Genomic DNA, 14,785 nt, shown 5'->3' with positions numbered 1-14,785 from the left:
CGGCTCTCCGATAGATCTCACTCTTCACTGGTTCGCGGCTGAACCTGCTGCGGCCCGAGGATCTCGCGCTTGCCGACATGGTTCGGGGCACCGACGAGACCTTCCTTTTCCATCCGCTCCACCAGCGATGCGGCACGGTTATAGCCGATCGACAGGCGACGCTGGATGTAGGACGTCGAGCACTTCTTGTCGCGCTGCACGATCTTGACGGCACGCTCATAGAGATCGTCGCCATTGTCTTCCGCGCCCATCGAAGTCTGGTCGAAGACGGCTGCGTCCTCGTCCTGTTCGATGTCGTCTTCTTCCTCGTCCTCGGTCACGCTGCCGAGATAAGAGGGCTGACCTTGCGTCTTCAGATGCGCGACGACCTTCTCGACTTCGTAATCGGAGACGAACGGGCCGTGGACACGGGCAATCCGCCCGCCACCCTTCATGTGCAGCATGTCGCCCTGACCGAGAAGATGTTCGGCACCCTGCTCGCCGAGGATCGTGCGGCTGTCGATCTTCGACGTCACCTGGAAGGAGATACGGGTCGGGAAGTTCGCCTTGATCGTGCCGGTAATGACATCGACGGACGGACGCTGGGTCGCCATGATCAGGTGGATGCCCGCGGCACGTGCCATCTGTGCCAGACGCTGGATAGCGCCTTCGATTTCCTTGCCGGCGACCATCATCAGATCGGCCATCTCGTCGACGATGACCACAATATAAGGCAGCGCCGTCAGGTCGAGAGCCTGTTCCTCGAACACCTGCTCGCCGGTCGAGCGGTCGAAACCGACCGGCACGCTGATCATGATCGTCTCGCCCTTGTTACGGGCTTCGGCGACGCGGGCATTAAAGCCATCGATATTGCGAACGTTGAGGCGCGACATCTTGCGATAACGCTCTTCCATCTCGCGCACGGCCCATTTCAGCGCCAGAACGGCCTTCTTCGGATCGGTAACCACCGGCGTCAGCAGATGCGGAATGCCGTCATAAACGGAGAGTTCCAGCATCTTCGGGTCGACCATGATCAACCGGCATTCTTCGGGGCGAAGATGGTAGAGCAGCGACAGGATCATCGTGTTGATCGCAACCGACTTGCCCGAACCGGTCGTTCCGGCAACCAGAAGATGGGGCATCTTGGCGAGTTCGGCGATAACCGGCTCACCGCCGATCGTCTTGCCGAGGCAAAGCGGCAAGCGGTAATCGGTGCCGATATAGGAATTGCTCTCGACCAGTTCACGTAGATAAACGGTCTCGCGTTCGACATTCGGCAATTCGATGCCGATGACGTTGCGGCCGGGGATTACGGCGACGCGGGCGGACAGAGCAGACATCGAACGGGCGATATCGTCCGACAGGTTCATGACGCGCGAGGATTTTACACCCGGAGCCGGGGCAAATTCGTAAAGCGTAACGACCGGGCCGGGACGAACGTCGATAATCTCGCCCTTGACGCCGAAATCCTCGAGAATGCTTTCCAGCAGTCCGGCGCTCTGTTCCAGCGCCTCCTGGCTCATCGTCTGCTCTTCGCGCGGTTCGGCGACCTGCAGGAGATCGATATCCGGGAAGGTGTAGTCTTCAGTAAATTGCAGCACACGCGGCTTGCGAACGGCAACCGGCGCGGCGGGCTGAATTTCGACCGGTTCCGCCACCAGCACTGGCTGTTCAGCGACCACTTCGATCGGCGTGGCATAAGCGGCGGGCTCTATAAACGGCACAGACTGCGGCTCTGCGGCGAACGGAGAAGGCGCAACCTGTCTGATCGCGATCTGGCGATAAAGATCGATCGCAGACGGCGCTTCGTGAACGACGGGAGCAATGACCGGTGCGGCCTCAACAACGGCCGAAACAGGAATATGCACCGGTGCCGGCGGCACGAAACGGGTAACGGTCGGCTTCAGCGCCGCAGGAACAGGCTTCTGCGCGACCTGAGGCGCAGCCAATTCTCGTGACGGAGCTTTCTGCTCGATATTCTCCGAAGCACCAAGGCTCATCATTTCCCAGATCAAATGATCCGGGATCGACGTTACGCGGCGGGTGGGTGCATTTTGCGCAGGCGTGCTTTCCGGCTGCGCGGGCATAGGAGCAGCCGCGACAGGCTGACTATAGATCGGCTGTTCGACGACCCGCTGCATGGCTGCCTCGATCGGCTGCGAAACGGGAACAGCAGGCGCGGATGGTGCGAATGCCTGGCCGATGCGGCGCTGGAGATTAGTCACTTGGGAACCTGAATTTGCATGATGTGGAGCCGACTCGCCCGCGGGCATGGAGATGGCGATTGGTTGCCGCGCCTGTGCTGGAGCCGCGCTCTCAGTATGACCGGTCTCCTCGACGGTAACGACGTCCTGCTTGGCAGGGCCGCGGCCGGGCGTGCGGGTAAAGCGCACATTGGGCGCCAGTATGAAAGCGCGCTGCCATGTCGGAAGCTTTTCCGGATCCAGCTCGACCGCCGGTATCGGCTCCGGCAACGGCAGAGGCTGCTCCGCGTCATTGGCGGCCACGAACTCTTGTTCGTCACTCCAATTGGCGTCTTCGACTGGGGAAATGTCTTTGCGGGAAGGCGGAAAATGCATGTACGCGAAACCATCAAACAACGTGATCACACCGGTCCCTGTTAATAAAAAGAAAACCTTAACCAGGTGTTTCCGAGACCGGTCTTTTCCGCATCATTTTAGAGCGAACGAAGATTGGACCACACCATCAACCCGCGAGGCGGAGCGGTAGAAACCTCACAAATACAGGGCTTTCAGCGGCGTTCCGCGTAGTCGCTTCGAACGATTCCATGACGTTGAAGCTTGTCATAAAATGTCTTGCGCGGGATGCCGAGCGCTGTGATCGTCTGTTGAACGTCACCGCCGAACTCGGTCAGCGTTTCGCGAATGATATCAGCCTCGAAACGCTCCACCCGCTCTGGCAGGCCCGCACCATCTTCGCCCTTGGCCAGTGGCGCCGACAGCGGTGCAGACGGTTCAAGACCGAGCACGAATCGCTCAGCGTAATGGGAAAGCTCGCGGACATTACCGGGCCACGGATGATCCCGCAGATGCTCGACCACCTGGCGCGGCAGGTCCGAAACCTCGCGACCGAAACGCTGCCCGGCCTTTCTGGTGAAGTAGTTGAACAGGAGCGGAATGTCTTCGCGCCGTTCCCTGAGTGGTGGGATCGTCAACGTCACCACATTCAGCCGGTAATAAAGATCCTCGCGAAAGACCGCCCTTTGGTCAGGGTGACCGAGATCGACCTTCGAGGCTGCCACGACGCGCAAATCCACCGGGCGCACCTCGTTCGTGCCAAGCGGTGTGACCTCGCGCATTTCAAGGACCCGCAACATCTGCACCTGGGCGGAAAGCGGCATGCTCTCGATCTCGTCGAGAAACAGCGTACCGCCGCTCGAATGCTCGATCCGGCCGACCCGCTTCTTCTGTGCCCCGGTAAATGCCCCTGCTTCATGACCGAAAAGCTCACTCTCGATCACCTGTTCGGGAAGAGCACCACAATTCAGCGCAACGAAATTGCCGGTCGATCGCCGGCTCCATGAATGGAGCATGCTCGCGACCACTTCCTTGCCGCTGCCCGTTTCTCCCGTCACCAGCACATCGACATCGGTATCGGCGATCTGGCGAAGCATATGACGCAACCGCTCCATGACAGACGTCTGGCCGATCAGCGGCAAACCGTCGTCAGCTTCGGCACCGGCAGCGCGCAGCCGCCGATTTTCCATCACGAGGCTCCGCTTTTCCGCGGCATGCCGGACACATTGGATCAGCCGCTCGGTCGCAAACGGCTTGGCGATGAAGTCATATACGCCATTTTGGATAGCCTTCACCGCCATTGGTATGTCGCCGTGGCCGGTCATCAGAATGACCGGCAATTCACGATCGAAGCCCGCGATCCGGTCGAAAAGCTGCAATCCGTCCAGCCCCGGCATGCGGATATCCGAGACGACCACGCCGGGAAAGCCGTCGCCGAGTTGCGACAGAGCCTCGATGCCCGTCGAAAACGAGCGGACATCGAAACCGGCAAGGCTCAAAGTCTGGGCGGTCGCCTTCAACAGATCCTTGTCGTCATCGATAAGAAAAACGGGAACGGCTTCGGTCATGTTCAGGCTCTTTTCAGATGAACGGTAAATCGGGTCCCGGTCTCACCCGTCTCTACATCAAGCTGACCGCCGTAGTCCGCCACGATGTCCTTGCAGATGACCAGCCCAAGTCCCAGCCCCTTTTCCTTGGAAGAATTGAACGGCTGGAACAGTTCGGCGAGAATGCCGGAAGCGATTCCCGGACCATTATCCGCCACGCCGACGGATACCTTCTCATCCGTCGCCACCGTCGAAACGGTAACCCGCCCCCTCTCGCGTCCCTCCACCGCTTCAAGCGCGTTCTGCAGAAGATTGATGAAGATCTGCTCCAGCCTCAACCGGCTTCCCATCACTTCCAGATCGGCCGCAATCGGTTCGATAGTCAGCATGTCAAGCGACCCCGTGAACCGGCTCTGCAGCAGCAGCACTGCACCTTCAAGCACCTCTGCCAGCAAAACCGGCTCGGCTGCCGTGCGACCGCGCCGCGCCAGCGCCTTCAGGTCATCGGTAATCGCGCCGATCCGCTCCGTGAGAGAGGCGATAAGATCCAGATTTTCCTTCACCGGCTGTATCTGCTGCCGCTCGAGAAAAATCTTGGAATTATCGGCATAAGCCCGAATGGTGGCCACCGGCTGGTTGATTTCATGCGCGACACCGGCGGCAACCTGCCCAAGGATTGCAAGACGATTAGCCTGCACCAGATCCTGTTGCACCGCCTGTAGCTTTACCTCTGTCGATTTTCGGTTGGAAATTTCCGCCTGCAGATTGTCACGCGTCAGGCTGAGGTCGCGCGTCCGCTCATCGACACGCCGTTCAAGCTCTTCGCGCGCAGCCAATGCACCGATGATCTGCGCCTGCGCCATCTGCCGGCGACGGATCCAGACCGCCGTCACGGCAAGTAAGACCAGGAGCCCCAGCGCAGCAATCAGCCGGAATTCACGCATATCCGCAGCAACGGCTCCGTCGATCGGCAGGAGATATTGGAAATGCCAGCCAGTCGAGGCAACGGGGACAGAGATCTGCAAATAGCGGATCTGCCCGCCTCCCGGCAGAAGAACCCGTATGATGTCCGCATCCGGCGCCAGGGTTTCCAGCCGCGTCATCGGCAGGGGGAGAAGCGGTGCATCCCCGAACTGCAGGCTTTCGCGAATGGACGAGAGGCTCGATTGCGGAAGTGGCTTCGTCGTCATGAAACGCCAGGAGGGTATGGTCGTAATCAGCACGGCATGATTGTTGTCGGTGACGAAAGACGGTCGCTGCGTATCGCCCCAATCGGCCTCCAGCTGATCGAATTCCATCTTGGCGACGACGACGCCCAACGGCTTTTCTGGCGAACCTACCCTGTATGAAATATATAGACCCGGCCGGTTGCTGACGGAACCGAGTGCAAAATGTTCCGCTCCCCCCTCCTGCATGCCGCGGGAGAAATAGCTGCGGAATGTATAGTCGTTGCCGACAAAACTCTTTTCCTCGCGCCAGTTGCTGGCCGAAACCGCGATACCATCCGCTGCGACGACATAGATCACCGCCGCCTTGGTAGGCGCGATCAGCTCTTCAAGCTTGCGGCTGAGGGTAATCCTGGCAGCAGGATCGTTGGAAGACAACGTGTCGACCACATCGCGGTCCTGCGCCAGGAGCAGGGGCAGTGCGCGCGGCCGCTCGAGTACGGCCTGCAACAGCGCCACTTTCAGACTCGCCTCCGTCCGGCCCTGCAAAGACAGTCCGGCAAGTGCCGTCGCACGTCCATAAACACCCGCAACGTAGAAAACCGCGGCACAGGCGACAAGGGCCACCAGGCAGAAAACAATCCAGGTGCGGCGCGTTGCCGGCAGGCGCTCGGCTATCTGAGGCGTAGACATGGGCGCAATTGAGCATAAATCCGCACACAATACAAATATGACCGTGCGGAAATCCGCTCAAATCTCAACCAACAAATGGCGAAACACAATTTAATTGATTGCAATCAAGACGTTATGCCACAGGCGGCAAACTGGCACACCTCTTGCTGCCTTGCTTCCGACATCAATGCGCCCGGGAAGAGCCAGCTGGTTGGTTGTGGTGCGATGGAGGACAAAATGATTGCAATACCCGATTCCACGCAGCCGCGTGCCCCGCTGCCGCTGTACCGCCAGCTTTATGTTCAGGTACTGACCGCTATCGTCATCGGCATGCTGATCGGCCATTTCTGGCCTGATTTCGGCGCCAGCCTGAAGCCGCTCGGCGACGCGTTCATCAAGCTCGTCAAGATGATCATCGCACCGGTGATCTTCCTGACTGTCGCCACCGGTATTGCCGGCATGTCGGATCTCAAGAAGGTTGGACGCGTTGCCGGCAAGGCGATGCTCTACTTCCTGACCTTCTCGACGCTGGCCCTGATCGTCGGCCTCATTGTCGGCAACCTGCTGCAGCCGGGTGCCGGCATGAACATCGATCCGGCAACGCTCGACGGCAAGGCAGTCGCCGCCTACGCCACCAAGGCGCATGAGACGACGATCACCGGCTTCCTGATGAACATCATCCCGGACACGATCGTCGGCGCCTTCTCGCAGGGTGATATCCTGCAGGTGCTGTTCTTCTCCGTCCTGTTCGGCATCGCGCTCGGCATGGTCGGCGAAAAGGGCAAGCCGGTCTACGACTTCCTGACTGCGCTCACCGCCCCGATGTTCCGCCTCGTCGCAATCCTGATGAAGGCCGCCCCGATCGGCGCTTTCGGCGCCATGGCCTTCACCATCGGTAAATACGGCATCGGTTCGGTTGCCAACCTCGCCTTCCTTATCCTGTCGTTCTACATCACCGCGATCCTGTTCGTCGTCGTGATCCTCGGCGCGGTGGCGAAATATAACGGCTTCTCGATCTTCGCCCTGCTGCGTTACATCAAGGAAGAACTGCTTCTCGTGCTCGGCACCTCCTCCTCGGAAGCTGCCCTGCCGAACCTGATGCAGAAGATGGAACGTGCCGGCTGCAAGCGCTCGGTTGTGGGACTGGTCATCCCGACCGGTTATTCCTTCAACCTCGACGGCACCAACATCTACATGACGATGGCGGCGCTGTTCATTGCCCAGGCTACCGGCATCGACCTTTCGCTCATGGACCAGATCCTGCTTCTGCTCGTGGCAATGCTCTCTTCCAAGGGTGCTGCAGGCATTACCGGCGCAGGCTTTATTACGCTTGCTGCAACGCTCTCGGTCGTTCCGTCCGTTCCGGTCGCAGGCATGGCGCTTATCCTCGGCATCGACCGCTTCATGTCGGAATGCCGCGCGCTGACCAACCTCGTCGGCAATGCGGTTGCCACCATCGTCGTTGCACGCTGGGAAGGCGAACTCGACAAGGAGATGCTGGACGCCGCCCTCGCCAAGGGCTCCAACGTCACCGTGCCGGGCAACCTGCAGCCCGCCGAATAAGCCTCCCAAGGCTTGAATGGGGTGAGATCCCCCACCCCAATCTGCCGCCTCCGGGCGGCAGATCTGTTTTTACCACCGGCTGTCAGCCAAGACTTTTGCCGAACCGCGCAAAACTGTCGGCCAGCACCGTCGTTCCGGCACCCGGCTTTTCAGGCCGTTTGTAGACCCCGCCCACGACATCCGCCGGTTCTTCGAAATGATCCTTGATCCAGGGGATATATTCGAGAATGGTCGATGCCGGATGCCAGTAGCTCAGATGCACATGCACCTGGCTCATCTCACCCGCATGCGGCACGACAGGCAGCCGGTTCGCCAGCGCCAGATCGGCCACCTGGATATATTCGGTAATCCCGCCAAGCCGCGTCACGTCGGGCTGCACATAGGCAACCGCTCCGGCATTGATGAAGCTGCGAAATGCATCGACCGTATAAAGCTGCTCGCCGAGCGCCACCGGAATGGTCGAGGACCGCGCCAGCAGACGATGGCTCTCCACGTCGTCATACCACATCGGCTCTTCGAACCAGTAGATATCGAGATCGCGCGCCCGCTCGCAGAAGCGCAGGCAGGTCGGCAGGTCCCATTTGCCATTGCCGTCGATCGCGATGCGGATATCCGGCCCCAGCCGTTTGCGCACGGCCGCAAGCCTGCGGACATCGACATTCGGATCGTCGTGGCCGACCTTCAGCTTGATCCGGGTAAATCCATCCTCTTCGACCGCACGCGCAGAACCCGACAGAAGATCGTCCAGCGAGAATGACAGCCAGCCGATATCGGTATTATAGGCCTCAAGCGCGTCGGTCCTTGCGCCACCGAGATAAGCCCAGAGCGGCAGTCCCGCCTTCTTCGCCTTCAGGTCCCAGATCGCCACATCGACGGCAGCAAGCGCCAGATGCGTGATCCCCGCCCGGCCGACCCATTGCAGCGACGGATAACGCGCAAGCTTGGTCCAGAGCCGTTGATGATCATTGGCATCCTCACCGATCAGAAGCGGCGCATAGCAGTCGCGAATGCAGGCCGTGATCAGCCGGTCGGATGCCAGATGCGCATGGGTGCCGGTAAAACCGTAGCCGGTCAGCCCATCCGTCGTGGTGATCGCCACCCCGACCACGCCCCAATGGGTGATGCTGTGGGTCGAATCCGAAATCGACGCCGATGTCAGCGGCAGATGAAGGATGAATGGTTCCAGGGACTTGATCTTCAATGTCGGCTCCTCCCGATGATCATGATCACAAACTGAATTCGACGTCTCGCAGGCGCTCCAGATAGGCCACATTCGGCAATGACAGGCCGCGCGCGGCATTGGCAATGCGCAGCATGGCGCGCTCCCGCGAGATTTTCAGATGATTGGCAAGCGCCGCACCGGCATCCGCGACCCGGCCCGCCATCAGCCGCTCGAAAACCTCGACATGTTCCAGCAGGAACGGCTCGTCGGTGATCGGCGGCGTCTTGGGCTGGTAGAGTCTGTGATGCGCGACCAGAACGGCCTGCGGCAGGCTGATTGCCTGCATTAGCGGAGCATTGTCGCAGTAGCCGAGCAACTGGCCGTGAAGCTGCAGCTCGACCGCGTCCAGCATCGCGCCATCCGCCGCATCTCCCGCGTTGATCGCGTGCTGCAGATCTATAAACAGGGCCGGCAGCACCTCATCCGGCAAATGCGGAAAGGCCTGCTGCAGCGCCAGCGGCTCAAGCGTCCATCGCAATTCGTAGAGCTGGTTCACATGCCTTGCGGTCAGTGCCGGCACATGCCAGCGACCGGCATCATCCTTGCTGACGATGCCGCGCTGCTGCAGTCTCGCCACAACCTCGCGGGCAACCGTACGGCTCACCCCGAAAGCTTTCGCCAGCGCCACCTCGTTGATGCGCCAGCTGGCGATCGATGTTCGGGAGACGATCTCCATCTCCACCTGCCGGTAGATCAGCTCCCAGCTCGCCAGAAAATGAAGCTGCATGTCGTCCGGGCCGGAAGTATCGACCGCGTCGCCAACGTTTTGGCTGGTAGATCCACCCCCTGCAACAACCTGATATCCTCGCCCCTCGGATTTACGGACAAGCCCCAGCGCCTCCAGTTCCGACAGGGCCTGTCGTGCCGGCGCCCGGCTGATGCCGAACCTTTTCGCAATGGCGGTCTCGTTCAGCCTTGCGGCGTCATGCCACCCACCGGAGCGGATTTCCGACGCGACCACCGCAAGAGCTCGCTGGTAGAGTTTGGGCGAACGCCCCGATACGGCATCACTCGGCCCCTCCGTCATTTCACCGTCCCCATGATGCCGTCCTGGCGAAAATCGCAACCGACCGTCTTTCATTCATTTACATTCGCAAGCAAGAATGTCTAGTGTACACAAAAGACAATAATTTCGAGGAAATGCCATGGATGCTGTTCATCAGACAGTCTCGCTTTCGGATCTCGACCGCTTTTGCCGTCAGGTCCTGACCGCTTGCGGTGCCAACGATGCGACGGCTGACGCGACGACGCGCGCCCTCATGCACGCCACGCGCTGCGGCGTGGACAGCCACGGCGTCCGCCTGCTTGCCCACTACATCAAGGCTCTCGAAGGCGGCCGTCTGAACAAGAACCCTGACATCCGCAAAGTCGCTGGTTTCGGCGCGGTGGAAACGCTGGACGGCGACCATGCCCAAGGCGCCGTTCCTGCCTATGCCGCCATGGCGCGGGCAATCGATCTCGCCGGAAAATTCGGCATCGGCGCCGTCGGCGTCCGCAACAATTCGCATTTCGGCGCGGCAGGCGCCTATTCGGTCGAGGCCGCCAGACATGGTATGATCGGCCTGTCTTTCTGCAACTCCGACAGTTTTGTCCGGCTGCACGATGGTGCCTCGCGCTTCCACGGCACCAACCCGATTTCGATGGCTGTCCCGATTGCCGGTGAAGATCCGTGGTTCCTCGACATGGCGACCAGCGCCGTCCCATTCAATCGTGTCCTGCTTTATCGCAGTACCGGGACAAGGCTGCCCGAGGGCGTCGCGTCTGACGAAGCCGGCATCAACACGACGGACCCGCATCTGACCGAAATGCTCGCCCCACTGGGTGACGCCTTCGGTTTCAAGGGTGCCGGCCTTGCCGGTATCGCGGAAATCTTCAGCGCAGTGCTCACCGGCATGCGTCTAAGCTTCGACATCCCCTCGATGATGGGTGAGGATATGGAGACTCCGCGCCTGCTTGGGGCTTTCGTCATGGCCATCCAGCCCGAAGCCTTCGTCGACAGACCAACCTTCGAGGCCGGCATAAAACGCTATGTTGAAACGCTGCGGACATCGCCTGCCCGTGCCGGCGCATCCGTCATGGCGCCTGGCGACCGCGAATGGAAGGTCGCACGCCATCGCGATGCTCATGGCGTCGAGCTCGATCCGGTAACAAGAGCCGCGTTTCTGGAGCTGTCCGGGACCTACAACGTTCCGATGCCGGCCTGAACAAGTTTCTGTGAGGAGCCCACTTGACGAATGATAATTGGTAAGACAATCTGACCACATGACGCGGGAGGAGAGACGCGTCAGGAGGTTTTCATGTTTGTCGCGCTTGAACCACGCCGGCTTTATCGCCAGGCCGCGGAACAGCTTCGTGTACTCATCCAGTCGGGAGAGATCGCCGTCGGGGAGCGACTGCCTGCCGAACGCGAGCTGGCCGAGCGGCTCGGCGTATCACGTCCGACCGTGCGAGAAGCCCTGATCGTTCTCGAAGTCGAGGGTCTGGTGCAGATCCGCATGGGGTCAGGCGTATATGTCAGCCCCAAGGCTGCAGGAGCGCCGAAGGTTCTCGCCGCAGACGACAGCGAAGCCCCGTTCGAAATCCTGCAGGCCCGCTGCATCATCGAAAGCGCTATTGCGGAAGAGGCCGCACGTTGCGTCGACGAGGCAGGCATTCAAAGCCTCGACGTCATTCTGGAAGAGATGGAAGGCGTACTGGAAAACTCCGAGCGGGCGTTGGCGCTGGACCGCGCCTTTCATACGGCAATCGCCGACATCATCGGCAATTCGTCGCTCAATGTCTTTATCGGCCTGATCTACGACAAGCGCGCCTCGCCTTTCTTCGAAAAGCTGGCAAGCTATTTCGAAGGCCCCCACACATGGCGGGCAGCACTGGATGAACACAGGATCATACGCGACGCGCTGGCGGCAGGAGACCCGGCAGCGGCACGCGAAGCGATGCGCATGCATTTGACGCTTTCGCAAAAGAGATTCTCGGAAAGCTTCGGAGAGGAGCCAACGAGAGAGGAGTGACCGAGACCGCGAGGAGGCGGCCGGTTAGGGAGTAATCTGAACGCAATTCGGGAGGACAGAATGAGTTCAAGATTGAAGACGCTGCTCGGTGCAGCGGCAGTCATCGTGGCGTCGGCAATGTCGGCACACGCGGTGGAAACGCTGAAATGGGCGCATGTCTACGAGACATCCGAACCCTTCCACACGGAATCGGTATGGGCCGCCGGAGAAATCGCCAAGCGCACGAACGGACGTTACAAGATCGACGTCTATCCGGCTTCACAGCTCGGCAAGGAAGCCGACATCAACCAGGGCCTCAAGCTCGGCACTGTCGACATGATCATCTCGGGTTCGAGCTTCGCCGCCCGCGATTTCAAGCCGATCGGCGTCACCTATTTCCCTTATATCTTCCGTGATCCGAGCCATCTGATCACCTACACGAAGAGCGACGTCTTCAAGCGCCTTGCCAAGGGGTATGAGGACAAGACCGGCAACGTCATCACCGCCGTCAGCTATTACGGCACTCGCCACACGACTTCGAACACAGCAATCACCAAATGCTCCGACCTGAAGGGCGTGAAGATGCGCGTTCCGGACGTGCCGGCCTATCTCGCAATGCCGCGCGCCTGCGGTGCCAACACCACGCCGATCGCATTCGCCGAAGTCTATCTCGCGCTGCAGAACGGCACGGTGGACGCCCAGGAAAACCCGCTGACGACGATCGAAGCGAAAAAATTCTTCGAAGTTCAGAAGAACATCGTTCTCTCCGGCCATATCGTCGACCATCTCAACACAGTCATCTCCAAAAGCCGCTGGGCGAGCCTCTCTGACGAAGACAAGCAGATTTTCCGCGACGTCATGCAGGAAGCTGCCGCCAAGACCACGAAGATTATCGAGGAGCGTGAAAAGGCTCTGGTCGACGACTTCAAGAAACGCGGCCTGAACGTCGTCGAGGTCGACAAGGCCGACTTCGAGAAGAACGTGCTCGAAAAGGTCAAGTTCGAGGACTTCGGCTACGAGAAGTCCGATTGGGAAGCGATCCGCGCCATCAAATGATCCCGTTCGGCGCGGTCGAAAGACGACCGCGCCGGCTTCTCTTGAATGGGACAAACTCATGTCGACAGCACAGGAAATTCACACTCAGGTCACTCCTGAGGAGATAGCGCATACCTTTGACGAGGCCCCCGCCGAAGTCGATCTCAAGGTCTACGCCTTCGAAGACTGGATCACGCTCGGCCTATTCTGGCTGATGACGGGCTGCGTCTTCCTGCAATTCTTTACTCGCTACGTCCTGAACGACAGCTATGCCTGGACCGAGGAAATCGCCGTCAACTGCCTGATCGGCGTGGTGTTTCTGGGCTCAGTCATGTGTGTGCGGATGTCGCGCCACATCCAGGTGGACGTGCTCTACCACTATCTGCCCGCCCGTGTGACACGCGTCATGGCGACGATTGTCGACATCATCCGCATCGGCTTCTTCGCCTACGGCTCCTGGCTGATGTGGCGTTACATGGAAGTCGTTGCTGGCGAGGAAATGGTCACCGTCGACCTTCCGCGCGACATCATCTTCTATTCCGTGCTCGCGGCATTCGTCCTGATGCTGTTCCGTTCCATTCAGGTCTTCATCGCCAATATGCGCCGCGGTTATTCGGTGCTCGAGCGACCCGAAGCCTTCCAGAGCGAGGGCTGAGATATGCTGCTTCTCATCGGTTCTTTTCTGGCGCTGATGCTTCTCGGCGTGCCGGTTGCCATCTCGATGGCCGTGTCGTCAGTGTCCTACATCATCTTCTACGACGTCGCGCCGGATATCATCGCCGCCCAGCGCCTTATCGCCGGCGTCGAGAGTTTTCCGCTTCTCGCCGTTCCCTTCTTCATCCTTGCCGGTAACCTGATGAATGTCGCCGGCGTCACCGGCCGCATCTATTCCTTCGCCGTCGCCCTCGTCGGCTGGATGAAGGGCGGTCTGGCGCAGGTCAACATCATCGGCTCGGTGGTGTTCTCCGGCATGTCCGGCACGGCGCTTGCCGATGCTGCCGGTATCGGCACAATCGAAATCAAGGCGATGAAGGATCACGGTTATCCGGTCGAAGCCGCGGTCGGCGTCACCGCCGCGTCGGCAACGCTTGGACCCATCTTCCCGCCGTCGCTCCCCTTCGTCATTTACGGCATGATGGCAAACGTTTCGATCGGCGCGCTGTTCATGGCCGGCATCGTGCCCGGCGTCGTCATGACGGTGCTGATGATGGTCACAGTCGCCGTCTTCGCCTTCATCAAACGCTGGGGTTCGGATACGCCGTTTAACATCCGCAACCTGTTCGGCGCCTCGCTGGAAGTCGTTGTCGTCATGATGGTGCCGCTCGGCATCTATCTCCTGACGCTGATGGGCCTCTCGTTGAACTTTGCGGTCGGCATCGCCCTCATCGTCCTCATCGCCGCCGACTGGTATTTCGACTTCTCGGCCGTCATGGCGCTGATGACCCCGGTCATCCTGATCGGCGGCATGACGATGGGCTGGTTCACGCCAACGGAAGCGGCGGTTGCGGCCGTCCTCTGGTCGCTGTTCCTCGGCCTCGTGCGCTATCGCACAATGACCTTCAAGAGCCTCGCCAAGGCAACCATGGACACGGTCGAAACCACGGCCTCGGTTCTGTTCATCGTTGCTGCAGCCTCGGTCTTTGCCTGGTTGCTCACCGTCAGCCAGACCGCCCAGCTGCTCTCGACGGCCATCACCGGCCTTACCGACAGCAAGTGGGTGTTCCTCATCCTGGTCAACCTCCTGATGCTGTTCGTCGGCTGCTTCCTTGATACGATCGCGGCCATCACGATCCTCGTGCCGATCCTGCTGCCGCTGGTTCTGCAGTTCGACATCGACCCGGTGCATTTCGGCCTGATCATGACGCTGAACCTGATGATCGGTCTCCTGCATCCGCCGCTCGGCATGGTGCTCTTCGTACTCTCGCGTGTGGCCAAACTTTCGGTCGAACGCACGACGATGGCGATCCTGCCCTGGCTGGTGCCGCTGTTCGTGGCGCTGATCATCATCACCTTCGTCCCGGCCGTCACGCTGTGGCTGCCGACCGAGATGGGCCTGATCCGTTGATGATAACCC

11 protein-coding genes are annotated in these 14,785 nt (G+C 60.1%); 6 read left to right on the top strand and 5 right to left on the bottom strand.

Annotated features, from left to right (window positions below):
* Positions 1-17: 17 nt before the first annotated feature.
* The 3 genes from ACI3K0_RS15900 to ACI3K0_RS15890 all read right to left on the bottom strand — a co-directional run bounded on the left by ACI3K0_RS15900 (position 18) and on the right by ACI3K0_RS15890 (position 5,922).
* Positions 18-2,486, bottom strand: coding sequence for a DNA translocase FtsK (locus ACI3K0_RS15900; RefSeq protein ID WP_404945614.1), 2,469 nt, complete (start codon positions 2,484-2,486; stop codon positions 18-20).
* 245 nt (positions 2,487-2,731) lie between these two features.
* Positions 2,732-4,084: a sigma-54 dependent transcriptional regulator gene (locus tag ACI3K0_RS15895; protein WP_148145072.1), complete on the bottom strand. Its 1,353-nt coding sequence runs from the start codon at positions 4,082-4,084 to the stop codon at positions 2,732-2,734.
* A 2-nt stretch (positions 4,085-4,086) separates the two neighbouring features.
* On the bottom strand, positions 4,087-5,922 hold the full coding sequence (locus ACI3K0_RS15890; RefSeq protein WP_148145073.1) for an ATP-binding protein: 1,836 nt from the start codon (positions 5,920-5,922) through the stop codon (positions 4,087-4,089).
* Positions 5,923-6,138: 216 nt separating this feature from the next.
* On the opposite strand from ACI3K0_RS15890, the gene ACI3K0_RS15885 reads away from it, so the two are divergent.
* Positions 6,139-7,464 carry a dicarboxylate/amino acid:cation symporter gene (locus tag ACI3K0_RS15885; RefSeq protein WP_148145074.1) on the top strand — a complete coding sequence of 442 codons (1,326 nt, stop codon included), beginning with the start codon at positions 6,139-6,141 and terminating at the stop codon, positions 7,462-7,464.
* Positions 7,465-7,546: 82 nt separating this feature from the next.
* Here ACI3K0_RS15885 and ACI3K0_RS15880 read toward each other — a convergent pair whose 3' ends face one another.
* Together ACI3K0_RS15880 and ACI3K0_RS15875 are read right to left on the bottom strand one after the other, a co-directional pair.
* Positions 7,547-8,665, bottom strand: coding sequence for a mandelate racemase/muconate lactonizing enzyme family protein (locus ACI3K0_RS15880; RefSeq protein ID WP_206826819.1), 1,119 nt, complete (start codon positions 8,663-8,665; stop codon positions 7,547-7,549).
* Positions 8,666-8,690: 25 nt separating this feature from the next.
* Positions 8,691-9,713, bottom strand: a complete 1,023-nt coding sequence (locus ACI3K0_RS15875; protein ID WP_183685743.1) for a GntR family transcriptional regulator — start codon at positions 9,711-9,713, stop codon at positions 8,691-8,693.
* A 118-nt stretch (positions 9,714-9,831) separates the two neighbouring features.
* Between ACI3K0_RS15875 and ACI3K0_RS15870 the strand changes: the two genes are divergently transcribed.
* The 5 genes from ACI3K0_RS15870 (at position 9,832) to ACI3K0_RS15850 (ending at position 14,776) form a co-directional block, all read left to right on the top strand.
* Complete coding sequence (locus ACI3K0_RS15870) at positions 9,832-10,890, top strand: Ldh family oxidoreductase (protein ID WP_148145077.1); 1,059 nt, start codon at positions 9,832-9,834, stop codon at positions 10,888-10,890.
* A 93-nt stretch (positions 10,891-10,983) separates the two neighbouring features.
* The gene (locus ACI3K0_RS15865) at positions 10,984-11,697 is read left to right on the top strand and encodes a FadR/GntR family transcriptional regulator (RefSeq protein WP_404945613.1); all 714 of its coding nucleotides are present in this window, start codon (positions 10,984-10,986) and stop codon (positions 11,695-11,697) included.
* Between the two features lie 60 nt (positions 11,698-11,757).
* Positions 11,758-12,732, top strand: a complete 975-nt coding sequence (locus tag ACI3K0_RS15860; protein ID WP_148145079.1) for a sialic acid TRAP transporter substrate-binding protein SiaP — start codon at positions 11,758-11,760, stop codon at positions 12,730-12,732.
* 58 nt (positions 12,733-12,790) lie between these two features.
* Complete coding sequence (locus tag ACI3K0_RS15855; protein ID WP_148145080.1) at positions 12,791-13,366, top strand: TRAP transporter small permease; 576 nt, start codon at positions 12,791-12,793, stop codon at positions 13,364-13,366.
* A gap of 3 nt (positions 13,367-13,369) precedes the next feature.
* Complete coding sequence (locus ACI3K0_RS15850; RefSeq protein WP_148145081.1) at positions 13,370-14,776, top strand: TRAP transporter large permease; 1,407 nt, start codon at positions 13,370-13,372, stop codon at positions 14,774-14,776.
* Positions 14,777-14,785 lie beyond the last annotated feature (9 nt).

Source organism: Rhizobium sp. ZW T2_16 (assembly GCF_044987325.1).
Lineage (GTDB): Bacteria > Pseudomonadota > Alphaproteobacteria > Rhizobiales > Rhizobiaceae > Neorhizobium > Neorhizobium cellulosilyticum.
The sequence above is the reverse complement of the archived record's forward strand: the minus strand, read 5'-3'. Positions and strand labels throughout refer to the sequence as shown.